Origin of the sequence: Thalassoglobus sp. JC818 (assembly GCF_040717535.1) — a bacterium.
Taxonomy (GTDB): domain Bacteria; phylum Planctomycetota; class Planctomycetia; order Planctomycetales; family Planctomycetaceae; genus Thalassoglobus.
This window is the reverse complement of record NZ_JBFEFI010000002.1, coordinates 197,029-221,356: the sequence shown is the minus strand read 5'-3', so window position 1 is coordinate 221,356 and position 24,328 is coordinate 197,029. Positions and strand designations below refer to the sequence as shown.

General features: G+C 52.5%; 17 protein-coding genes. 8 read left to right on the top strand and 9 right to left on the bottom strand.

All coding sequences use genetic code 11. The annotated features are described in order from the left end of the window. Positions 1 to 54: 54 nt before the first annotated feature. The 4 genes from AB1L42_RS05320 to AB1L42_RS05305 form a co-directional block, all read right to left on the bottom strand. Positions 55 to 2,928 (bottom strand): PSD1 and planctomycete cytochrome C domain-containing protein, encoded by a 2,874-nt coding sequence (locus AB1L42_RS05320; RefSeq protein ID WP_367052136.1) that lies wholly within the window; start codon positions 2,926 to 2,928, stop codon positions 55 to 57. After that, the gene (locus tag AB1L42_RS05315; protein ID WP_367052134.1) at positions 2,915 to 4,564 is read right to left on the bottom strand and encodes a LamG-like jellyroll fold domain-containing protein; all 1,650 of its coding nucleotides are present in this window, start codon (positions 4,562 to 4,564) and stop codon (positions 2,915 to 2,917) included. Before AB1L42_RS05315 ends, AB1L42_RS05320 begins: the two co-directional genes overlap by 14 nt. Further along, positions 4,561 to 5,139, bottom strand: a complete 579-nt coding sequence (locus AB1L42_RS05310; protein WP_367052132.1) for a sigma-70 family RNA polymerase sigma factor — start codon at positions 5,137 to 5,139, stop codon at positions 4,561 to 4,563. The genes AB1L42_RS05315 and AB1L42_RS05310 overlap by 4 nt, the downstream gene beginning before the upstream one ends. Positions 5,140 to 5,286: 147 nt before the next feature. Beyond that, positions 5,287 to 6,720 carry a protein kinase gene (locus tag AB1L42_RS05305; RefSeq protein WP_367052130.1) on the bottom strand — a complete coding sequence of 478 codons (1,434 nt, stop codon included), beginning with the start codon at positions 6,718 to 6,720 and terminating at the stop codon, positions 5,287 to 5,289. 247 nt (positions 6,721 to 6,967) lie between these two features. Between AB1L42_RS05305 and AB1L42_RS05300 the strand changes: the two genes are divergently transcribed. Beyond that, positions 6,968 to 7,525 (top strand): PEP-CTERM sorting domain-containing protein, encoded by a 558-nt coding sequence (locus AB1L42_RS05300; RefSeq protein WP_367052127.1) that lies wholly within the window; start codon positions 6,968 to 6,970, stop codon positions 7,523 to 7,525. A gap of 486 nt (positions 7,526 to 8,011) precedes the next feature. Here the strand turns inward: AB1L42_RS05300 and AB1L42_RS05295 are convergent, their stop codons facing one another. Beyond that, positions 8,012 to 8,665 carry a PEP-CTERM sorting domain-containing protein gene (locus AB1L42_RS05295; RefSeq protein ID WP_367052125.1) on the bottom strand — a complete coding sequence of 218 codons (654 nt, stop codon included), beginning with the start codon at positions 8,663 to 8,665 and terminating at the stop codon, positions 8,012 to 8,014. Positions 8,666 to 9,212: 547 nt separating this feature from the next. Here AB1L42_RS05295 and AB1L42_RS05290 point away from each other — a divergent pair. After that, a complete protein-coding gene (locus tag AB1L42_RS05290; RefSeq protein ID WP_367052123.1) occupies positions 9,213 to 9,797 on the top strand; it encodes a hypothetical protein in 585 nt (194 codons plus the stop codon). Positions 9,798 to 10,266: 469 nt separating this feature from the next. Next, positions 10,267 to 12,438 (top strand): SpoIIE family protein phosphatase, encoded by a 2,172-nt coding sequence (locus tag AB1L42_RS05285; RefSeq protein WP_367052120.1) that lies wholly within the window; start codon positions 10,267 to 10,269, stop codon positions 12,436 to 12,438. A 52-nt stretch (positions 12,439 to 12,490) separates the two neighbouring features. Here AB1L42_RS05285 and AB1L42_RS05280 read toward each other — a convergent pair whose 3' ends face one another. Continuing rightward, positions 12,491 to 12,970 carry a hypothetical protein gene (locus AB1L42_RS05280; RefSeq protein WP_367052118.1) on the bottom strand — a complete coding sequence of 160 codons (480 nt, stop codon included), beginning with the start codon at positions 12,968 to 12,970 and terminating at the stop codon, positions 12,491 to 12,493. A gap of 368 nt (positions 12,971 to 13,338) precedes the next feature. Here AB1L42_RS05280 and AB1L42_RS05275 point away from each other — a divergent pair, with 368 nt between their 5' ends. From AB1L42_RS05275 to AB1L42_RS05260, 4 genes are all read left to right on the top strand, one after another. Continuing rightward, positions 13,339 to 14,160, top strand: a complete 822-nt coding sequence (locus tag AB1L42_RS05275; protein WP_367052116.1) for an MBL fold metallo-hydrolase — start codon at positions 13,339 to 13,341, stop codon at positions 14,158 to 14,160. An 80-nt stretch (positions 14,161 to 14,240) separates the two neighbouring features. Next, entirely contained in the window at positions 14,241 to 14,564 is a 324-nt protein-coding gene (locus tag AB1L42_RS05270) for a metalloregulator ArsR/SmtB family transcription factor (protein WP_367052114.1), read from the top strand. 67 nt (positions 14,565 to 14,631) lie between these two features. After that, positions 14,632 to 15,177, top strand: coding sequence for a rhodanese-like domain-containing protein (locus tag AB1L42_RS05265; RefSeq protein ID WP_367053170.1), 546 nt, complete (start codon positions 14,632 to 14,634; stop codon positions 15,175 to 15,177). A 178-nt stretch (positions 15,178 to 15,355) separates the two neighbouring features. Then, entirely contained in the window at positions 15,356 to 18,190 is a 2,835-nt protein-coding gene (locus AB1L42_RS05260; protein WP_367052112.1) for a hypothetical protein, read from the top strand. A 190-nt stretch (positions 18,191 to 18,380) separates the two neighbouring features. Here the strand turns inward: AB1L42_RS05260 and AB1L42_RS05255 are convergent, their stop codons facing one another. Together AB1L42_RS05255 and AB1L42_RS05250 are read right to left on the bottom strand one after the other, a co-directional pair. Further along, a complete protein-coding gene (locus tag AB1L42_RS05255) occupies positions 18,381 to 19,247 on the bottom strand; it encodes an aminotransferase class IV (RefSeq protein ID WP_367052110.1) in 867 nt (288 codons plus the stop codon). A 23-nt stretch (positions 19,248 to 19,270) separates the two neighbouring features. After that, complete coding sequence (locus AB1L42_RS05250) at positions 19,271 to 19,780, bottom strand: peptidylprolyl isomerase (protein ID WP_367053169.1); 510 nt, start codon at positions 19,778 to 19,780, stop codon at positions 19,271 to 19,273. A gap of 934 nt (positions 19,781 to 20,714) precedes the next feature. Here AB1L42_RS05250 and AB1L42_RS05245 point away from each other — a divergent pair. Further along, positions 20,715 to 21,038 carry a hypothetical protein gene (locus AB1L42_RS05245; RefSeq protein ID WP_367052108.1) on the top strand — a complete coding sequence of 108 codons (324 nt, stop codon included), beginning with the start codon at positions 20,715 to 20,717 and terminating at the stop codon, positions 21,036 to 21,038. Positions 21,039 to 21,187: 149 nt separating this feature from the next. Here the strand turns inward: AB1L42_RS05245 and AB1L42_RS05240 are convergent, their stop codons facing one another. Continuing rightward, positions 21,188 to 23,938 carry a hypothetical protein gene (locus tag AB1L42_RS05240; protein ID WP_367052106.1) on the bottom strand — a complete coding sequence of 917 codons (2,751 nt, stop codon included), beginning with the start codon at positions 23,936 to 23,938 and terminating at the stop codon, positions 21,188 to 21,190. Positions 23,939 to 24,328: the final 390 nt, after the last annotated feature.

Below are 24,328 nucleotides of genomic sequence, written 5' to 3'. Positions count from 1 at the left end.
GTCGATTTGTGATGAACTTTTCTATCTCTAAGATTCCCGATTGATCCGGGACGATTAATAGACGAAGAGAAACTCGTTGCTGTTCAACAGCAACAGGCACATATCGGCAAGAGCTCGAACGTTGACGTCAACATCCGCTGCCTTCGGATCGGATTGATACCTTTCGAAAACCGGCAGGACTTCCTGATATTCGAATGGCTGGCCTGAGAACTCTTCGACAAGCGAACGAGTGATTTCGGTCGGATATTCGGCAGGTTGAGGCTCTACCTGCTGGTGGTAATCCTGCATCGCGGAAACGTAGCCGACCATCTGTTCAACGTCTTCCGAAGTCGCTTTGCGGCCATAGCACAGCTCAAATGCTTGGCGAACTTGACCTTCGATGGAATCATTTTCGCGATGCAGCCGGAGAGCTAACGCAATGGAACGATCAATCATCATGTCGCTATTGAGCAAGGTGAACGCTTGCGGGGTCACCGCTGCGGAGTCCCGGGCTTCGCACGAATCGTTTGGATTCGGTTGATTGAACAACTCGAGGAATGGATCGGCCTGCCCGCGAACGCGATACGCATAAATCGTTCGACGGTTTCGCATCGCTGGAGTGCGTGATGGTTGATAAGCAGGGGCCAGCGAGAACTGAATCATTCGCGGTTGAAGCGCGACTTCCATATTCATTTCCGGCATGACCGGCAGTCCACCGACTTCCGGATTCAGCTCACCTGTGATCGCCAGCATGCTGTCTCGAATTTCTTCTGCGGTTAGCCGTCGCGAATTCGCGTAAGCGTACAGATCATTGTTCGGATCATTCGTTTCGAGCTCTTCGACCTGCGGATGAAAACTGGCCTGTCGATAAGTTTCCGAACTCATGAGCAACCGGTGCATTTCCTTGAAGCTCCAACCTCGCAGGACGAACTCACTGGCCAGCCAGTCGAGCAATTCAGGATGGGTCGGTCGCCCCCCTTTCGCACCGAAGTTGTTTGGATTGGCAGCAATCGGCTTCGCGAAATGATGCTGCCAGATTCGGTTTACGATCGATCGCACAGCGAGCGCGTTGTCCGGGTGAACAATCCATTTCGCCAATCCCAGTCGTCGACCTTCCAATTGACTGTCGAGAAGAAACGGGTCCATCGACGAAGCTGTGTTCGCTTCAAGTCCAACAGCACTCAAAACACCGGGTGCGACTTCATCACCAGGAGCACTCAGCCCCCCACCCAGAAGGATTGTTGAAGTGGGAACTAATCCCGGGTCGACTTTGTTTTTCAAACGCAGCTTTCGAGCGAACCGGTTTCCCACATCTTCATCTGATGCGTTGAATACGCTTTGAACCATTGGCTCGTAGCGTTCGAGCCTTCGTGTCCAAATCCATTCATCCTGTTCGCGAACTTTCAGTTGACCTTCATCGACGTGATCGAGCCCAACATGGCGCGGTGGTTTCTCTTCGTCTGGAAGTTCTTTTCGTTCTTCCGGTGTCAGGTACTTCAATCCGCGTTCGTCGAACCAGGCTTTGGCGGCGGCTTCCTGCTTCGCGAGGATTCGATCCTTTTCCGCAGTCGCAAACTTGAGCATCTTCTCGACGTGCAGTTTTCCTTCCTCAAAACCGTTGCGGGTTTCGGTGTCGAGGAAAGGAACCGGCCGTTCTGCCATCTGAGTCCCGGCGAACGCAGCGTACATTCGGTAATAGTCACGCGTCGGCAGCGGGTCAAACTTGTGATCGTGACACTTAAAGCACCGCATGGTTGTGGACAGAAACGACTGCCCAACCGAATTCACGAGATCATCGAGATAGATCTGACGCGCTTCCGGTTGCAGAACCATCGCATTGTCCCAAGGCCCCATTCGCAAGAACCCGGTTGCGACAAGCCATTCGCTCTCTTCCTGCGTGTAGTCCCCGTTCAAACGGACTTGATGGAGTCCTTTTTCGTCCACTCCCGTTCTTTCGCGAACTGAAGCATCAGCGAGTTCGTCTCCAGCTAGCTGCTCGACGACAAACTGATTGTAAGGCTTATCGTTGTTGAAAGAGCGAATGACGTAATCTCGATAACGCCATGCGTTCGAGCGTTCGTAGTCGTTTGCGTACCCACCGGTGTCCGCATATCGAACGACGTCCAACCAGTGTTGTCCCCAACGTTCTCCATAGTGAGGACTCTCCAGCAACCGGTCGATCAAATTGCTCCAAGCCTGTTCAGAGTCTTCTCTCCACTCTTGCTTGAATTGTGCGGTTTCCTGAGGCGTCGGCGCCAATCCGATCAAGTCGAGTGTTGCGCGGCGAATGAGGGTTTCTGGATCTGCTTGATCTGCGGAAGCAAATCCGGCGTCCTTCAGCTTACGTTGAATGAAGTAGTCGACAGGATGCTGGTCTTCCGGAACAGTGACTTCAGCCAGCGGTCGGAAGGCCCACAAATCGTCTGGAGCGTAGCGGCGAGTCGTCCATTCATCGGAGAGTCCGCCACTGGTGCTGACGATCACACCATCTTCGTTCTCGATGACCTTTGCTTCTTCATCACGAATGCGTCGCTGCTCTTCAAGTGATGGCCACGGTGCCCCAAAGCGAATCCATTCTTCGACCTGTTCAATTTGCTTGTCGGTGAGACGATCGTTCTCTTTGGGAGGCATTTCGAGCAGTTCCCATTTGATCGCACTCACGAGGGAACTTTCTTCGGGATGGCCGACGACAATCGACGGTTCTCCGGATTCGCCGCCGCGCAACAGCCCCTCGAGAGTCCGTACATCCAGTTCGCCTTTGATGTTTTCTGGATCATCGCCGTGACAACCAAAGCACTTGGCTTTCAGCGTCGGCAGGACTTTCAGCGTGAACAGCCGCGCTGCCTCTTCATGCTTTTCAGCGGGAACATCTGCGGACAGAATTCCCGTGAGAAGAAGGAGACTTGCGACGGCCAGTGTCATTCGATTCCAAAAGTTACGGACGACCATTTTCGTAAAGGTCCTTTACTTCCAAAGCAGACAAGGCTGCTGAGAACATGACAAATTCGTCCATGCTTCCGTTGAGATTTCGGACAGCAAAATGCGGATCTTCGCGAGTGGGCAGTCCCCAGTTGCAAAGTGAAGCGTTTCCGATTTGGACCGCCTCGACGACGTATTCTTCGGGAATGCGTTCCTGGCTGAGCACTTCGCCGTTGAGATAATGTGTGACCTGCATCGCATCGACGTCATAGACGGTGGTCAACATCAGCCACTGCCCGCTCATAGAGGTATTCCAGAACGGGGGCGAATAGTAGATGTGCTTGTCCCGCTCCCCGCGCGAGCGATCGAATTCGTCTCGCTTCTTGACGGAAAAGAACAACCGACCGTCATCCATGATCTGCCAGTGCGGCTCGTTCAATTCATGACCGTCCGTCAAAAACAGAGAGTTGTACCAGCGATCAAGGCTGTTAATACGAATCCATGTCGACAGCGTCATCGACCGCAGTTCGCCTGAAATATTCAAACGCACACGGCTTCCCGTTGGACTGAAATCAAGTGCAGCCCCTTCGGTTCCCCAACGATCCTGAGCGGGCGAAGCAGCCACGACGGCGCCTTCCCCAGCTTGCATCGAACCTCCGTTGGCTTGGTTGGCGATCCGACGACGAGCACTCCGCGGAGTATCCATCGCATACCAGGCAACGACCCGTTCGTCCTCTTGCAGGTTCTGACGGTACGATGCCCACCGGGCACGCTTCGAGACCTTCTCTGCGTTCAATGACTCATAGAATTCAGCGGCTCCGATGAATTGTGATCGGTTCGCCGGGATGGCTTGTTCGTCGCCATCGTCAACCAGTCGCAGTGCTTCACCCTCCTGCAATTTCCGAACGACGTTCGTCTTCGGTCTCCATTCAATCTCCCCGTCCAGCACATGGACTTCGGATGAATCTGCGCCAGCATGGATTGCGAATTCCGTCCCTAAATCGACGACTTCGCCTCCCGATGTCCGAACTCGAAAGCCCTGTGCCGGTTCTGGAACCTGTGCTCGCACTTGACCTTCAGCAACAGTCATCTCCATGGGAGACTCAATTGAGAACCGAGCTTTCCCCTCAACGATGACCATGACGCCGCTGAACAACTCCAATTGAACAACGCCCTGCTCTAGCTGGATTTCACCCAGCGGAACGAGGCTGCCGTCGTGGAGCGATTGCCCTGCCCCCCACACGGCATCCGATTGTGCCATCACAACCGCGAAGCCAGTTGCCTGGTCTTCTTTGTCTGCGACTCGAGGCGACGTTCCGTTCTCGTTCTCAACAAGCTTGCCGCCTGCATCATCGAACAACGAACTGCCGATCAGCCAGACGGTTAAACCGAAGAGCAAAGCACACACGATGGCCATCGCTGCAAATGCTTTACGCCAGGCGGAATCCGGTCGTCTTGCAGAACTTCGTTTCGTGATCGCTGCGTCATCACCCTGCACTTCAGCTGCAGTTTCCTCGAGAAGCATCGTCAGTGCGGTGCGGTCGTAATATTCCTTTCGGGCTTGGGGATCGACACTCAACTCTGCCTCGAGGCGCAGAAAGTCAGCTTCTGAGATGTCACCATCCAGTAAAGCATCGATCAGCTTCATCAGTTCCTGTTCGGTCATGATGAGATTCCCCGCGTCTCAAGTCTCTGTTGAATACACTTCGACAGACTGTTTCTCAGCCGATGTAACGCGACTTTCAGACCGCTCAAACTTCGTCCCATTCGTTCCGCGTAAATCGCGAGTGACTCCCCACTCGCGTAACGATGAAGGATCAACTCTCGATCTCTTTCTCGAAGTGATTGCATACATTCACGAAGCGCTTCGCTTTGCAGTTCCAGTTCACCTGTTCCCACTGAGATTTCATCGCTGATGAGCTCTTCCAACTCAGAGCTGAAGACAAATCGCGCGTCGCGAGCTTGCTGCTTGCGATAACTCAGAACTTCAAATCGCGCAATCGAAAATGCCCAAGCTTTGAAGTTTGTGCCAGACTCAAACTCGTCTCGCAGTTGCCAGATTTTTGCGTTGGCTTGCTGTGCAACATCCCGAGCAGAGGGATCACCCGGCAAAAGAGACCTCACGTACAATAAAAGCGGGAGTTGAATCTCGGTCAGTAGCGAGACAATTTCGGCTTCATTGCTGTCGTGATGCGGTGCTTCCATATCTACAAATGTCGCACCGACGAAGTTGGTTAGCAACGATTCATCAAAATTTGTGCAAATGATCGCAGGTCGCGATCGGAGCGTTGCTCGCACATCCCGAAGCTGGTGAGAGAACTCGACGCATCCATGTATCGCGGCAACAAGAAAACCGCTTCAACATCCTTCTGGAAAACACTTCACAGATCAGTGTTCGAACTTCATGCCCGACAATGCCCGTTTCACATCTTTGGCTGCTGGCCGTGAATCGGGATCGGTTGCGAGCATCTCCGCGAGGAGTGTCGAAGCGGGTCCTTCAACATTACTCAGAACCTGTTCCCGAACGCGGCCCGACCGGATGGAATCGAGGATCTCGAGCAAAGGCAGCTTCGGAATCGCAGGGCGAGTTGAGATCAATTCGAAAAGAATCAAACCGAACGAGTAGATGTCTGATGCTGTCGTTCCGCGTTCGCCGAGAGTTTGTTCGGGAGACATATACCTCGGCGTCCCGCTCAATGCACCGACCGGCCGTTTTTCCTTTTCATCGACGGCCACACCAATCACCGTCGCATCGACATCATCGCCGACGCTCGACTCGTTTCGCGGGTCCGTCTGGGGAAGTCCGTCTCGTGAATGTCGTGCGAGACCGAAATCGAGAAGCGTCGCCCGTCCCCCGCTTGCAACGATCACGTTGGCTGGCTTTAGGTCACCATGAACAATTCCGTGAGCATGTGCCTCTGCCAACCCAGAAGCAATGTCGACGGCGATCCGTGAACGCTCTTTGCTTGCCAGCGATGACAAGTCAATCTCTGAAAGACTGACTCCTTCCACATATTCCATGACGATCATCGGCAGCCCGCCAATCGTTTCCACTGCAAAAACAGTGCAGACATTCGGGTGATTCAAACTCGCAGCTGCTCTTGCTTCAGCGATAACCTGCTCTCGTGCCGATGAAGCTGTCGCTCGGATGACTTTGAGTGCCACCCTGCGTTTGAGAGTCAGATCGTCCGCGAGAAAAACGTTCCCGAATCCGCCTGCTCCAAGTTGAGAAACCAGACGATACTGCCCGAGAACTCTTCCCGGTTTCAATTCATTGACGATGTCAATCGTCCCATCCGCAGCTGCCCAGCTCTCCGGACAAAGGCCTCCCGACTGGACCGCATCGAGCACTCGCAACACTTCATCGCTGTTGCGACCCACACTCGTATTATGCGCCACAAAGTATTGGACGACACCATCTGGATCGATGATTAACAAACCCCGCGCAGCACACTGCTTATCTTCCAGCCAGACACCGCACGCCCGAGCAAATTCTCCGGACTGATCGGAGGCGAGCGGAAACCGGAGCGGGCCAATTCCACCTTCGGCAATTGGAGTTTGAAACCAGCGACGATGATCGTCCAGCGTGTCGACACTGATCCCGAGAATCTGACAGTTCCTCAGCCGGAACTCTTCGAAGTGAGCACTGAACGCGGTCAACTCTGTTGGGCACACGAACGAAAAGTCACGCGGGTAGAACAATAAGATCAGCCACTCACCTGCGTATGAATCCGGCGTTCTCCATTCAGCTTCCTCAGCGCCAAATTGCACTGCCTGGAGTCGGAACGTCGGCGCAGGTTGACCAATCAAAGTGGGTGGCATTGAGGCTCATTTCGAAAGGAGTTTCTCGTACTTCTTCACGCGACAGGCTACCCCGACTTGCATGACAATCCAACCCTGTCAACCCTTGAGTTGCATTTCCTCAACACTCCGATCTAAAATGCACAATCAGAAGATGCGTTACAAACCCTCCAGTTTGAACTCACCACCTGTTGGGCTTGTAGGTGTCTCAGTGCCAGGGAAGAGAACTTTCCAGGGAAGAGTTAGCGGGTAACAATGGAGAAGCATCATGAGAACTTGCTTGAGGATATTATGCGCGGCCGCAATAGCCGCAAGTTTAGGAACGGGCCGAGCGGAAGCTGACCTGACGATCACACCTTTGACACCGGCTTTTGCAACCGGACCAGAAACGTCACAGGCTCAAATCAATGTGATCTTGGATGGCTTGATCGGGAATTCGACAGAGCTCTACAAGTCCGATGAAGAAACAGGAACCGTTTCTGGACCGTTCGCTTCCAGCTACACCACCACCTACAGCAATCCAGTCGGAGACCCTGGAAACGCGCTCATCGAGTATGTTTCCGGTCCGAAATTGACGACAGCAAACTACTTGCTCGTCAAAGATGGCAACCAAGATCCAGCGTGGTATCTGTTTGCGATCAACTGGGATGGAATGATGGACATCAGCATTGAAGATTTCTGGCCGGGCAATGGAGCAATTTCCCATGTCGCCCTGTATCAGGGAGACCCTTTCAATACTGTTCCAGAGCCAACAACTTTCGCCCTGTGGGGAGTTGCTGGGATTGCGGGACTGGTTGCTCGACGACGTCGAAAGACCAACGCGTAGAAGAGATTGACCGTCGAACAGGAGTTTCTCTGTCGCTCATTCAAACTGCGGTGAGTCAGTCTGCGAGACGCTGAAAATTCCTTCGAAAAGCTCAACTCTGTGGCCACCGAACGTGTGGTCGCAGAGTTTTTTATTTGATCACCGCTCCTGACAGCAGTTGCTGGAAGTATCCAAGTATTATTACCCCAACAACGAGCTTCCCTTCGGTCACGCTGATCGTAGCGTCAATCTTGGAAAACCTAGCGAGTACTTCTCAACCCCCTCGAGAATCGTTCATCACTCAGTCGAAAACCAATGATCTCTACTTTCGATTTGGAATCGAAATAACGATTCTCACTCAGATTCAACGAAAAAACCCCGACAGATTACTGCCGGGGTTCGTCTCTATCTCGGGTTCAATTATGTTCGACTCAAGTAGGTTGCACTCTCTTTTTCCGAACGCTCATGGAAGAGACTTGAACCGCATTAAATAGCCCGATTTGAGTTCTAGCTTGACCGTCGACGACGGGCCAAACGAGCCATTCCAATCGATCCGAGTCCCAACAACGCGAACGATGATGGCTCAGGAACCGTTGTCAGGAATGGATCTCCAGGGCCTTTCAACTTGCTTGATCCGCCGCGATCGCCGTCGAGTGGACCAACGCTGGACAAACGAACGCCGAAGTAGCTCGGAGTAGTCACAAAGCTGAGGTCCAGGCTTTGGCTTGAGTGAGACAGAACGAACGATGTTGAACGAATGTCGTCACCGCCCATTCCGGACGAACCAATTTTGACTCCAGCGTCAAAATTGTAGTTTATGCCGCCGTTCAGATTCACTCCGTTTCCGAGATCACGAGTACTTCCTGAGAAGTCGAATCCCGTGACGTCCGATCCGGTCACTGACAAACCGCTGAGCAAGCTGCTGTCATTCACGTCGAAGAAGAAACCCTGCAAGTCTCCGATGTTCCCTGTTCCAGGGGCAGGAATCGAAGTAATCGTGAACTTCAGAGATCCTCCGATGTCCTCGACTTTGATTGTTACTTCAGCTGGATCGCTTCCAAAATTAGCTGGTCCCCCGAGGAGGAAATCCGCTTTAGCGTTGCTGGCCCCGAGCCCTGCAACCACCAAGGCGGCGCAAAACGCTCCCAAAAACCGTCCCATTTAACTCTCCCGATGTCAATTGATTGCTGATCCGAATGATCCGCAGGATCGGCGCAACCCGCACCGCCCATCGAATCGATTTTGATCGTACCGGCCGTTAAAGACCGGAAGCAAGAACAATCAAGTCGATTTCCAAAATATTCTTCAGAACACGGAAAACCCGCATTTTAACGCATCAGCCATGATGCATTCGTACCACAGTCTCCACTCATTGCGTCTTGCCCCGAACGCCCGGACGTAGCAGTCCATCAACTGCGGTGGATTGTCAACACCACACTTTTCTCAGCTTCACAGAACGGTCACCGAGGGCACATCAACCGTCTGAAATCGGTGTTCACGATGTTTCACCGGGAAAACACTGGCGCCGAAATCTCTTATCAAATTGTCAAGAGATTTTGTTTGACAAATATCTAGCTGGATCTTTAACGTTGAAAACGTGGAGTAATCACGACGAACCCACCCAACCGGCCAGATTTCAGAAACTCACGGAGGAGGACTGCCTATTGTCAGAAACAACCTGATTTTTTAAGACCAAAGTCCGACATCTATGAATAAGCAGCGCACCCTGGCCCTTCTCACTGCGTGCCTCCTGACTCTCTCCGCAGACTCTGCCATCGCAGATTTCATCCTTCCGATCCCGCCCACACCCACTTATGTGCTGGATGCCACAACCACGACGAATGTCGTCGGCTTCGTGAATCAGTTTGTTGACTTCAGCGACACAAATCCGTCAACGCGGGATGCTCGACGATTTAAGAAATCAGCTCGACGCTCCGTCTTGCAGCTGATGCGTTCTTTCCGACGTAGCGATTGGTACGGCCCTCTCGTCGACGAGTTGCTGGCACTTTTGGACAGCAACAATCTGGATCAAGACGCACAATCGCTCCTCGCGAAGCTTATTCCTCCGAGCTTGCCGAGCAACATTGGTACGCCCATTGGCAGCAGTGGTCAAAATGGCCCCGTCGGCGGACTTGTGCTAGGCAGTGGCCAGTCTGACTCATCGATCGTTGTTGGAGGTTCGACTGCGAACGCAACAAGCGCTCCGGAACCGGGATCGATGGTCCTCTGGGCGACAGCCACTCTGACCGGGCTGACAGTTCTGCGGCGTCGATCGAATCCGAAATCCATCTGAGATTCCTCATTTCCTCACCATCAGGCTGAGCTGCGTTCGAAAATTCGACGGAATTTCGGAATTCGTTGTCTCAAATCGAACTCGTCTGTAGATATGTACGAGTAGAGGGGGCAATGTGTGATCTCTGTCGAGCTGCACCAAGAAATGTCATGCTCACACATTGCTCCTTCAGTTGTTTCTATGGCTATCTGCGGCGCGCTCAGCAGTCGCCCTCTTTGCCAATCATGCCAAGACTCTCTTCGAATAGGTCGACTGACGTTGTAGGTGAAGTCAGACATTTCATGGTGACGACAACCCCCGCGCGCGACCTCGAATCTCAACCAACCTCTTGTATCAACAAACGTTGAAGCGTAAATTAGAGAAAGCGAGTTCATAGAGAATTGACCCGAGGAGCGCCCCAGACGTTAAGGCAGGCGGGTATCGAAATGTTCTGGTGCAACGAACGGAATGCGAAACGCAGGACGACGCCATGAGTGGCAATCGCAATCCTCACACTCCTTCAGAGACTGAAGTAGTGAATGGGCCGTCCTCTTCCGAAAATTCAGTAACGGAACCTCGAAGCACTGACGCTGAGACGGACCAACGTGTGCAGACGTTGCTGTCGTACTCGCCGGAAGCCATCGTCATTCTCGACGCCGAAACGGGCCGCTTCATCGAAGTCAATCCGATGGCGGTCGAACTCTTTGGTTACGAACGCAATGCCTTGCTCGAATTCGGCCCCTTCGACCTGAGCCCTCCGTTTCAACCCACCGGACGCTCCGAAGTCATTGGAGCGAGGCAGATTCAACTGGCTGTCCAAGGCGAGACCCCCATCTTCGAATGGTGGCACTGCAACGCCAACGGCGAACGCATTCCGTGCGAGGTTCGACTCGTCAGAATGCCCTGGGACGGTCGCGACGTTTTACGAGCTTCCATCCTCGACATGCGTGAGCGGAAGATCCTTCAGGTCTCTGAATACGCTCGTCGAAAATTGCTGGACAACATCACGCAAGGCACTCCTCTGCCGGACGCTTTGAGTTCCCTGATTCGTTCAGTTGAAAACCTACTTCCGGGAATGAAGTGCGCGATCTTTGAGAAAGCCGTCGGAACAAATCGCCTCGAACTCCTCGCTGCTCCGAACTTATCAGAACTGAATGTGAAAGAATTTGAAGAGACAGACTACGGTCAACAGCTGCTGCAACCTGTCGACTCCAACCCGCATACATTCCGTGTCGTCGCTGAAGACATTGGGGCTCATCCAGCTTGGAACGCTTTGGCCGGCTGGGCCAATCGAACGGGAATGAAGTCGTGTTGGTCACAACCTGTGATGTCGTTCTCCGGTGATGTCGTCGGCGTTTTCTCAATGTTTTACGATCAACAAAGCCACCCGGCTCCAGTCGAGCTTGAAGTCCTTGAGATCGCCGCGCAACTCGCTGCGATTGCGATCGATCACGACCGATCACAGAAGCTGCAGAAGGAAGTCTATCGAACTCTTCGTCAGCGCGTCGCAGAAGAAACCGAGCATCTCAGTCAGGCCAACGACAAGCTTCGAAAAACCCGGGAAGACCTTCGACTCGCCGCCGTCGCGTTCGACACGCATGACAGCATCGTCATCACTGATCGCTCAGGGATTATTCTCCGTGTCAACGACAGCTTCACCGCTCTCACCGGATATTCACATGAAGAAGTCGTCGGCCAGACGCCTCGCATGTTGCGATCAGGACGCCACGAAGACGAGTTCTATCAGGAGATGTGGAAAGCCATTTCCGAAGTCGGCTACTGGGAAGGCAGAATCTGGAATCGACGCAAAGATGGAACCGAATATCTACAGCGACTCACAATCACAAGCTTGAAAGATGACACAGGCAAAGTCACACACTACGTCGGTGATGGTCAGGATATTACCGACGAGGTCAAAGCAAGTGCCGATCGCGCAGAAATCGATGCTGCCCGAACGGTTCAACAGTCACTCTTTCCGGCAGAGTCGCCAGCTGTGCAATCGTTCGATATTGCTGGGCGTGTTTTTCCAGCAGAGAGAGTGAGCGGAGACTTCTTCGACTTTATTCCCATCGACGAAGAAACCCTGGGCGTCGTCGTTGCCGATGTCAGCGGACACGGTCTCGGTCCCAGTCTGGTGATGGCTCAAACACAAGCTTATCTGCGAGCACTCGTCGAACCCAACTTCACTCCCGGATCTGTTCTCACGCACGCCAATCAACTTTATATCGCCAACAATTCCGGGCACTTCGTCACCATCCTTCTCGGCAGACTCCATTATCGAAAACATACGTTTCGTCACGCAGGAGCGGGTCACCGAGGATTTTTGCTGCGCGCCAATGGCGAAATCGAAACGCTAGCTTCAACCGGTCTTCCGCTTGGAATCGCTCCTGACTCGAAAATTGACAGTGCCGAAGAGAAACAGCTCTTCCCAGGAGATCTCATTCTCCTCCCCACTGATGGAATCGAAGAATCCTACACCCCGGCGAATGGCGAGTTATTCGGACACGAACGATTGATCGAACTCGCACAGAAACATCGCCATCGCCCCGCTGAGGAAATTGTCACGGAGATTCACCGCGCAGTGAGAGAGTTCGTCTCACACTCTCCGCAATGCGATGACATTACTCTCGTCGTGATCAAGGCCAGGAACTTCTCTCACTGATCAGAGTTTGATGAGGCCGGCTCGGCAACCGTGGAATCACGCCTCAGATCAATCACGACATGATCGTCGCATAGAGGGCCATTCCCATGGTGACCACAAAGAAAATCAACATGATCATCAAGAGTGTATAAAACAGGCCGTACATCGAGTTGAGTGACGAGAGACCGTCCATCAAGTGCGGGATATCGCGATCTTCCGTTGTCGCGATCTGCGAGAACGACGCCGCCGCTGATCGAGTCCAGCTACCAATACAGAGGTAGATCACTCCCCCCAATGCAGCATTCGCGACAAAACCCCACAGGCGATTTTGTGGCGGAATCTCAGCTTTGTCGAGTTCGGCTTTGACTTCGGCAGGAATGTTCTCGAGGTATGACTCCGGAATTTCATTCCGGTAAATCGCCATCATCAACAGAACAGCTCCGATCAGGTTGAAGACTCCGATGACAACGAAGAACCAACCGACCCATCCCATCTTGTGAGCAAGGCTTGAGAAAGTCGCATTCTGTTCCTGAGTGAATTCGTAACCAGCCATAAGATCTCGCGCCCTTCATGATTCCGACACACACGTGTCCTGAATGAGTCACCGAACTACCCCGCAGTCCATTGAGTCTACCAACGCCATTGCACGATCGCGAAAAATTTCTGTGAATTCCGCCTGAAATGAAACGTCGATTCTATGCCTGTCGATTCCACCCCCGTCAGCCAAACTGGTTGAAGTCTCCAGGTGAACCTTTCATGATTCTCGAACCCAAATCGACGTATTCTTCTTTGAGATTTCCACTTCGCAAATCTGACAGCGATTTCGAGTTTTGTTCTTAACCCATCGAAATGTTAATTCTTGGCCACAAGTTAAACATCAAATAGAGGCTATACAAACTCGAGTATTTAAGGACCGTTACAATGGCGATCTTCATCTGCAAAACCTGCGGCACCTCATTCGAAGAGAGTCCCAGCCCACCGAAGTCGTGTCCCATCTGCAGCGATGACCGTCAATTCGTTCCACGAACTGGACAGGAATGGACGACTCGTGAATCGCTTCAAAGTCGACACGCGAATCTCTGGAAGCAGCATGAGCCTCAACTTTTCGAAATCCGCACGACACCAAAGTTCGGAATTGGTCAAAGAGCTTTTCTGCTGGCTTTGCCTGATGGAAATTACTTGTGGGATTGCATTGCTCTTCTCGACGATGCGACACGCCACTTGATTCATGCGATGGGTGGCTTGAAAGGAATCGCAATCTCTCACCCGCACTACTACACCACGATGCAGGACTGGGCAGAGGAGTTTGACGCACCGGTTTATCTTCACGCCGATGATCGCGAATGGGTAATGCGTCCTCATCAGAAACTTCAGTTTTGGGATGGCGAAACTCTTCAGATCTGCGACGACATACAACTCATCCGGCTGGGAGGTCACTTTCCCGGCGGCACAGTTCTACACTGGAGTTCAACACACGACGGACAGCCCGTCTTAATGAGTGGCGACATCGTACAGGTTGCCTCTGACACGACACGCGTTTCGTTCCTCTACAGCTATCCCAACATGATTCCACTCTCAGCTCACACGGTTCAACGCATCGGTCAGAAACTCGCTACGCATTCGTTCGATCGAATCTACGGAGCTTTTGAAGACCGAGAGGTTCTCGCGAATGCTGGAGAAGTCGTCGCAAGATCCGTCAGAACTTATTTGGATCACCTACGTGACGAAGATGTCGACCGCTGAAATTCTTTCAAATCGTCCGGGACGTCGAACAGAAACCACATTGACACCTCGCGACATTCCGATATATTGACGAGTGTCCTATGAAAAAGAAATCCAAACAAACCCAGACATCCCCAAATGGAAGCGTGCAAGCCTTTCAGGAAGCGGCTGAGTGCTTAAAAACACTTGCGCATCCGGTTCGCTTGCGAATGGTGCAGCTATTGCTTCACGGACGGTACACCGTTGGTGAACTGGCTGCCGATTGTGAAGTTCCTGACAACGTTGCTTCAGAACACTTGAGGCTGATGCAGCGCTGCGGATTTTTCACCAGCGAACGGGAAGGTCGAAAAGTGTTCTATCAGATCGCAGAGCCGCATCTGGAAGACCTGATGAACTGTGTTGAAAGCCGCTTTCTGCATTCGTAGTCCCCAGACTCTTTTTTGGACAATTACATCGTCACGTCACGACATAACGAGGTACACAATGGCTAGCCTGCAAGAAATCTCTCCTTCCCAACTGGAACAGCAACGCAGCAACGGGTCAGTCGATTTGATCGATGTTCGAACTCCGGTCGAATTCCGTGAAGTTCACGCGTCCGGTGCTCGGAACATTCCACTCGACTCCCTGAACCCGCAGGCGTTTCTCGAATCGCGGAGCAATCCCGAGGATCCAGTTTACGTGATCTGCAAATCGGGAAATCGCGGGAAGAAAGCTTGCCAGAAGTTCAACGACATGGGGTTTGCGAACGCGGTCAACGTGGCCGGAGGGACCGACGCTTGGGCATCAGCCGGGCTGCCCACGGTACGTGGAAAGAAAAGCATCTCCCTGGAGCGACAAGTGCGAATCACAGCTGGCTCGATTGCTCTGATCGGCGCGTTGCTGGCTCTGTTTGTTCACCCCTGGTTTGCCGCGATCCCAGCTTTTATCGGTGCCGGCTTGACCTTCTCCGGTCTGACAGACACCTGCGGGATGGGCATGGTGCTCGCACGAATGCCGTGGAATCAAACATCATCCGAGTCCAACTCCTGCTCGATCTGACCGCCACGAGCGAATTCGCCGCGCTGACATTTCTATCACAACAGGTTCTCTAACTTCGATCAGAATCGAAGAACGCGGAGCGATTGCAAGGTTGAGTGCCTGTCACCTACTTTGTCAGTGCAACGTGAACCGCGTCGATCGAAACCCTGTTGATGAGTGAATTCTCATAGTGGCGTCCATGAACTACCAAGAACTGATTGTCCTGATCCCCTGTCACAGCCTCGAAGACTTTCCGACAGAACTGGGAGAAGAAGCCGCTGCGAGCCTCTTGAATGGCTTTTCGATTCTGTGGCACCCTCAACTTCTGGCTGTCTCAGGAACGATTCCGAAATGGCAACGCTCTGACGATACACTTCCGATTGGCCCCGATCGACTGATCGTTGTTCCGACGCCGTGCGACGAATGGGTTCCGTCAACCTGGGTCGAGCGAGCGCGACGTGAAGGAGCTGTGGTCATCAGCGGTGAGTCTGATCGTGAAACGATGCTGCATCAGGCACTTTCTCCGCTTGAACTCGAACAAGCCGTCGACAGCGATCTCGTGGCGGACTTTCTGGCTCTGGGAACAATCCATCTGCAGATCGAACTATTGACCCGCCACATGCGGAACTTCAGCCATATCGAGGAAGTCCACCTGAAGAAGGAAGCGCTTGCTGCCGCACAAGCTGCGGTCGCTCACGACATGGAAGCAACTCGAAAACATCTCAAGCACTGCTTCGAGATGCTGCTGGAATGTCGGGAACGGTTCTATCCCGTTGATTGTTTTCTGATCGACCTCTGCCTGGTCAACCCGGACTTCGCTGGCACAGAACTTCAAGAGCTGACAGAGCAATCCGTTCCGGTCAACCTGCTGGCTTCCGGCTCCGAATGGAGAACGATCGCCGAAAAGAACAGCGATCTGATCGAAAGTCTGAAAGAAGGTGCGAGAAAAGATCGCATTGAGCTCCTCGGCGGTGAACTGGACGAACTCCCCGCACCGTTGATGTCTTTGGACGCGACGCTTTGGCAATTCGAATCAGGGCGAGCTGTCTTTCAAGAACTCTTCGGAACGATGCCCAAAACCTGGGCACGGAAGCGATTCGGCATCGGCAGCCACCTGCCGCAAATTCTGGACAGATACGGATATACCGGAGCGTTGCATGTCGTCATCGACGACGGAATCTATCCGGACGAAGAGCAAACCAAACTTCGCTGGGAAGGCTGTGATGGAACCGCCATTGACGCGTTCAGCCGAATTCCGCTGGCTGCCGACAGTGCGAGCAGCTTTCTTCGCTTCGCGGTTCGCATGTCCGAATCGATGGACTACGACCACACAGCAGCTGTGGCATTGGCTCGCTGGCCCAAGCTCCGCAGTCCCTGGATGAATGATCTGCGGCGAGCACAATCCTACGCACCGGTTCTCGGAAAATTCACCACGTTTGCAGATTTCTTCTCTACTTCCGATTCTCCCGGTCGACTCTCCGATTTCCGAGCCAGCGGATATTTCACACTCGATCTCATCCAATCTGTCGCCCGCGAACAGGCGGACCCGATCAGTCGCTGGACACAATATTGGACGCGTTGGCGAAAGTTCGAAAACCTCGACTGGTGCCAACAAATCGCGCAGCTGTTCACCAAGGGGCTCAACAGTCTGCCTTCCGAGAGCGCACTCGAAGCACCGATTGAGGCCGCTCATCCGGAGGCAACACCTGAAGCAATTCAAACTGCCAATGATGCGTTAGTCGCAGCGAAGCTAAAAGTTTCCGAAGAGATGAAACGTCTCTTCACTTCTCAAGGCCAAACAGGCGCCGGGCTGCTGATCGTCAATCCGACATCGTTCGCGAGAAAGTCACTCATTCGCTGGGTGAACGGTGTGCCTGGCGAGAGCGAATCCATCCTCGAGAAGCAGATTCAAAACGAATCTGCTTCAGCCACGGTCAAGCTGCCTCCTTGCGGATTCGTATGGCTCTCCTCAAGCGAAGCCCGGACTCTCACGCAGCCCGGAAAAACTCCCATGGCTGAAGGCCTCATTCTGAGGAATGAGCAGTTCGAAGTTCATCTGAGTGATGTCACCGGGGGAGTAGCGGCGGTTCGCACGTACCGGCGAAGCCCCAACCGGTTGAGTCAGCAGATTGCCTATCGATTTCCTCACGAGCGATCGGTCGTCACCGGAGAGGGAGAGGATCGCGAGATCACCAAGACCTACTATTCGAACATGGTCCTCAGAGATTCGAAGGTCATCTCCGCTGGCCCATTGATCGGTGAGATCGAAACGAGCGGAGAACTGCTCGACCCACAGACACAGGAAGCCATTGCTTCGTTCACACAACGAACACGCGTTGTCCGCGGTCGCCCGAACGTGGACATTCGATTCAAGCTCAACCTCCACAAAGTCCCTGACGGAGACCCGTGGACCAACTACCTTGCCTGCCGGTTTGCGTGGATGCACTCTTCTGCATCTTTGACTTCGTCGATGCAGCAAGGGGCGCATGCTGCGGATAAGCTTCGCATTGAAGCTCCTCACTATCTCGAAATCGCTGACGATGACTACCGCACTACAATTCTGACTCCGGGACTTCCGTTTCATCGAATGACCGGCGATCGCATGCTCGACACGCTGCTTGTCACTCAAGGAGAAACGTGTCGAGATTTTGAGTTCAGCATTGCCATCGACCAAAAATTTCCGATGCGCTCACACCTCGATGCGTTTCAGGAGCCCATCGTCATCCCCGTCGATTCCGCACCTCCGCAAGGTGAACAGCAAGGGTGGCTCTTCCATATCGGTGCTCCGAATGTGTTGCTGACAAGAATTTTGCCCCATCGCAATGACGAGGCGACCAACAGCTTCATCATCCGACTTCTCGAAACGGAAGGCCGACCGAAATCGTTTCCGCTCCGATGTTTTCAAACGCCTGCCTCAGCTAAACAGGTCGACTTCCTTGGCAAGAGCATTCATACACTCAAAGTGCATGACGACGAAGTTCACGTCGAAATCGCTCCCTACGAGATTTGCGATATCGAACTGACTTTCGCATAGAACTCTTTAGAGCAAGTTGCTCTTTCCTGTGCACTCGCTTGCGCTGTTTCATACAGTTAAAAGGCTGTGATTGCTCGTGCGAGATCGTGCGCACTAAATCCGAAAATTCTCTAAGAAAAAGTTCGAACAAGACCGTTCGAAAAAGCATCGCGACAGATTATCGAAGCGGAGCCACTGAAGAGGTCTGCCTCTACGCCTCACTCCGGAATCGATCGATGTAGTTCCGATACGCTTCGACCAGTTGACGCGAAACCGGTCCAATTTGGCCATCACCGATCAAATGATCATCGACCTGTGTGACTGGCAAAATTTCCATCGTGGTTGCCGTCAGGAACAATTCATCAATCTCATTCAGTTGCGAATGAGGAATCGTTTCCTCGTGCATCTCAAGCTTGCACTCCTCGCATAGTTGTTGAATCAATCGTCTTGTGATTCCGGGAAGAATGTTCTCTCCGAGCGGAGCGGTCAGCACGACCGAGTCTTTCACGCCGAACAGACTTGAGCGGGAACCTTCGACCAGTTTCCCGGAAGCGTCAACCAAGAGTGATTCAGCACATCCGCGTTGGTACGCAAAATCCGATGCGATGCAATTCGCAAGCAGGTTGACGGACTTGATGTCGCATCGCTTCCATCGTTGATCCGGGAAGACAACAACTGACGCTCCGGAGTTTCGAAACTTCGCATATGAATCGTGATGGGCTGCAACGTAGATCAGTACGTTGGGAGACGCTGGTGGATCCGGAAACCGGTGCGTTCTTGGAGCGACTCCACGCGTCACTTGAATGTAAACCGAAGCTTCGACGTATCCGCTCGCTGCGATCGTTTCCAGAATCCAACGTTCGATGGAATCGAGATCGGCCGTCAGAGACATCTTTTCCAGGTTGCGCTGGATGCGATTAAGATGATCGTGAAAGAGAAACGGCTTCCCGGCATAGACTCGAATGACTTCATAAATCGCATCCCCGAACAGGAATCCGCGATCGAGTACGGAGACCCGGACTTCAGACAATGGGAGCCTCTCCCCGTTCCAGCAGGCGAGAGGCTCCTGTTCAAACATCTTTGCAATCTCAGAGGGGTGAATCATTCTGGAGTGGTCTTTGGAGTGTAGTCGTGATTCCGCTTGCGAATCACTTCGGCGGAAATGATCTCGTCTTCCTGCTGCAAAGCTCTCGCCACATCAAGACCTTCGACAACTCGTCCAAACACCGTGTGAACGCTCGTTGGAGCAATTTCCTGGTCGAGATGAGGAGTCGGAAGGTGCGTGATGAAGAACTGCGACCCGCCGGTGTCTCTGCCAGCATGCGCCATGCTGAGAGTTCCAGCGAAGTGACGTCGGGCGTCCGGACGATAGGCTTCACACTTAATCGTGTAGCCAGGACCTCCTGTGCCGGGTTGACCGGGATCTCCGTCCTTGCTGTGAGGACATCCCCCTTGAGCCATAAATCCGGCCAGCACGCGGTGGAATTTCAAGCCGTTGTAGAATCCCGATTCGACGAGATTGACGAAGTTGGCCACGGTGTTTGGAGCTTCATTTTCAAACAGTTCAAGAACGATATCTCCCTTGGGAGTGGTGAACTTCACCCGTGGCAAAGCTTCTTCTCCTTGGGCAGCAGCTTCTGCTTCACGAATCTTCTGTTCAGCCTTCCAGTAGTCGATATAAGACTGCGTGTTGTCGAGATACCGTCCGCCCAAATCCGGGATCAGGTCGCCTCGTTCTTCAGCCAACGTCAGAACACGATTTGCATCTTCAAACTGATGTTCTGCAAACTGCGAAATCCCGAGAATGTTGATGGCGAGTTTGTTCGAAGGTTCCCCTTTCAGAAGTGCATTGGCCATGACGATCGCGCTGGGATAATCATTGCGAGCGAAGGCATAACGCATCATCTCGGCAGCGATCTCGCGAGCTTCAGCATCATCGGGATGGCTTTCGATGTACGCGGGAACGAGTTTCATCAACGGCGGAATCACTTCGTTCTGCATACGCTGAACGATCGTTGCGTATTCAATCGTCAAGGCTTGTCGGTCTTCGGGAGATGCTTCCCGAACCGTGTTTTGAATCTCCTTCAATCGGTCGAAGGATTCATTTCGAACTTTCACCAGATCCTCCCAACTCTTTTGAGGGGCGGCTTCCTGGGCAACTAGAGGCTGTGTCAGACACAACATCGAAAGGAGAGTCAAATTGATTGTCATTGACTGCAGCATGCGGATCATCGCTTTCACATCTTGGTGAGAAATTGAGTTCGGTCAGGGTAAAAGTCTACGCGAACTGTCCAACGACCTAAAGGGGCGCTTTGCGACAATTCCTGGCGTGTGAAGCGGAATTCCCGAAGAACTTTGAACCCTCAATAATCCCTGCACGTTGAGTTTTATGGAAGGAACCTGAAAACCTGCGAATTGAGTCGCCTCTCGACGCGCCCATTGAGAGAAATCCAATCCAGAACAACACTTAGAACATTGATCGGAAAGGTCATCACGCACGAGTATTACGCTCAGAGGGCTGCAACATCTTGCACAGGAGTCCGCTATGAAATCGCCATCCTTGAAGAAATATGCCCAAAGCTGGAAAGCTAGTTCCGCTGCTGGTATCGGACTGGCGGCTGTAGGACTCATTGCGGCCGTGATCGTCCTTTACCAAATCGTTCCGATGATTTCCGTTGGAGAAGTCCCGAACGCCTCATTCCTGACGCTCGCCATCGAATCGACGATTTCGATCGTTTTGATTGGAGCAGGATTCGCGCTGATGGTTGCATCCGCCGATCCTTTTGAGGAGTTCGATTTCCCTTCTCCCTCATCGCAGCCGCATCCGTCTTCAACGTTTGCCTACAAAGATTCGCACGATCGAACATGAAGCACGACGAATCAAGTAAGTTCAAGCACGTGCCTGAACATGAGCAAGATCTTCAACACCTACACAAAAGAAAAAAGCCTGACTGATTACTCAGTCAGGCTTTTGCTTTGGGCCATCACACACTCGACGAAACGTCGTCGAAGATAATGTTACTCGCTAGCGTTCACTTCCGGTTCGGTTGAGTAGAGTTGAACGTCATACTTGTTCCACAGCATCGCGCTGACGTCTTCTGCGTACTCACTCAGCAACTGCCGTCCAAGTGCCATGTAGCTGAATTGAAATCCCTGATCGAGGAACTCTTTTCGCATGGCGTCCATTTTCTGAGCAGTTGATTCGTTGCTGCCTTCGACCTGGACGATGTAAATCGCGCTGTCGTCGTCATTAGGAACAACTCCTACCTCTGAAGGACTGAGCTCATCGAAGACCAATTCAAAGAATCGTTCGCCTGCATCGGGAGCAGTCGCAACGACTGAACGTCGAGGCTGCGCCTGTTGCTGCATTCCGGTCGAAGGAGCAAAACCCTGAGTCATCCAGGTAAATTCGCCAGTGTTTTTGACTGTCAGGAAGAGGTTGTCTCCGTCCTTGGTTACTCGCTCATCGCTCAAAGCTTCAACCATCGGTTTGTCCGATTTTCGAACGATCTCTGCGAGTTCCTCTGCACGTTCTTTGGCCAGTGGCAACGCCTTGGTCTTTTTCCAGGCGTCGACAACTTGGGCTTTCAGGTTTGGCTCGTCGTTCAACGATTCTGGCGGATAGGCTGCTTTCTCATTGAGCTTCCAGAAAACGTACTCGCTGCCGGTGAACAGATTTCTCGCTTGCTGAGGTCGCAGTCGATCGGAAGGAGATGTACTGAACAGCACAACTGGGACTTCCTGAAATCTAAAGGCTGGCACGAACCCGGAACCAATTGGATAGTCTTCTGACTCCCGCAATTCCTGAGCAGACATCAGAGGTGTCTCGATGTATTCAAGATCATTCTTGGCTGCGTACTCTTTGATTTGCTTCGTTGCATCTTCAAGAGAAATGAAACCCTCTTCGATCACCTCTCCGAAAGCGACATTTCGTCCCAAGTCTGCGACAAACTGTTGGGCAGCTGTCATGCGTTTTTGGATTTCAGCAAGCGTTCGCTCACGAAGAATGGTGTCGCGAATTTCGAGTTTCAGCTGTTCGGTCAACTCGCGAGTGTCTGATTCAGGAGCTGGTGGAACAGGATCTCCTTCAGCGGGTGTCTCATCAGTAGCAGCTTCTTCGGACTTCATCTCAGCTTTGTCGTCAGCAGGGCTTTCGTCCGACTTCGCTGGTTCTTCCGATGGAACTGTCAGTGGTGCTGGATCACCAGACGTCTCAACCGGTTGATCGTCTGTTTTTTCGGGAGCTGGATTTGATTCAGCCGCTGGGCTCTCTTCAGCTGGGCTGGGCTCTGTTGTTTCTGCAGCAGATGGCTCATCGCTATTGGGAGCAGCTTCACCGTCCGGAGCCTGCTCAGTCGAACCCTCTTCCTGAAACGCAACGAACTGCAGGTCATCGAGAGTGTTCAACAACGCTTCTGGTTGACCGTCTGCCTCTTCTGAACTTTCAGAATCAGAAGCTTCTCCTTCGGGAGTCTCTGATTCTGAAGTTTCTGTTTCCTGAGGAGTTTCCGCTTCCGGAGATGCTTCCGGTGCTGGTTTTTCCTCGGGGGATTCTGTTTCAGCCGGAGCTTCGGTTTCTGTTGCTGATTCTGAAGTTTCTTCCGGTTGAGCAGCTTCTTCTTCGGATTCCATTGCTGGAGATTCGTTTCCGTTTTCCTGAGGAATCAGAATAGGAGCTTCGTTCAACAATGGATCTCGAAGGAGTCCTTCGTTGCCGATTCCGATCGGTGACTCTTCTTCATCCTCGGGAACTGCCCGCATGTACTCTTCTTCGTAGCGGGCTTGAATCTCTTCGTCCGTCACTTCGCCAACTGTCGCTTCGATTTGGTCGTGAATCGCTTCGAGGTAAGCGACTCGAACTCGTCGAGGCTGGAAGAAACCGGGTCGACCTTCGCTGAGTCGACCATCTGGAGTCATGCCGGGGAAGTTGTTGTGATACTCAAGAAAGAAGCTTTCGATTTCCGATTCAGTCGGGTCAGCGATTTGCTTTTGAAACTCACTGACAGGAATCGATGCAACCTGAGCAGACTTCTCAAGGTTGAGCTTCTGATAGAACTCCCAGAAGTTCTGAGGTGTCAGTTGATTCTGCTGATACAGCAGGACAAGAGCCTGGCGGCCACGAATTTCTTTCTTCAAGACGTCGAGAAGTTCCTGCTCGGTCACTCCGAGATCCTGACGAATCTCCGTGAAGATGGCTGCAGTCATTTTGTTGTCGGTCATTTGATTGATGTACTCGGTCACCACTTGATCGGTGACATCAATGTGCATCGAATCGGCTTCCATCCGAAGAGCTTCGCCGAGAACAACCTCTCGCTCGGTGGTGTTTGCTCCGCCAAAGGAGAACTGCATCATGCGTTGCTGAAACTCGAATTCCTCCATGTCCGGATTCGTTCGAACCAAAGCCATCTGCACGAACTGGTTCGCCAGATTGCGTTCACGCATCAAGTCCAGCAGTTCACGACGAGTGAGATCGCTGCCGTTCATGACGACCGCGTTCGATTCTCTTCCGGACCAGATCATGAACACTGCGATCAGTGCTCCGAGAATCACTCCGGTCACTCCCCAGTCCGAAGACTTTCCGCGGCTGAGTCCCAGAAGCCATCCGATACCGCCGGCAATGGCGGCAAGAAAGACAACAATCAGCGGCGTTGGAATTTCTCGCGGGTCACTGATGGCACCCAGCAAGACAAAAGAAATCATCGCCAAACCTGTGGTCACGACCATCAGGATTCGTTGATTTCGACGAAAAATGGAAAAGGGAGAACTCATCCGTGTACCTTCTCAAAAGGTCTCAGTTCGTAGCAAATGTCTGAGATTTTCAAACACTCATTTGGGCCTGGATTCACTATGAATTCCGTCTTCCCGACCCCGTACTCTCTTGACAATCCCTCAAATGATTCCCTAATGACTTGACGCGGAGAACCATTGAGAGGAATCCCGTGGAAGATCTCAAATGCCAAGATTCAACACGGTCACTCCATCTCTGGACATCCGTGCCTGTGAGTTGAAAGGACTGTTACAAACCGCACATTTTAGCTGGGAGCTTGGCTGTGACAAGCCCAGTCCATCCTTCCGATTTTTACCAAAGTCAATCGTATACTTACACTTTCGTCAGTCATACCGTGACGGGTGAGAACAGTCACCTGGGCTCCGGGATGG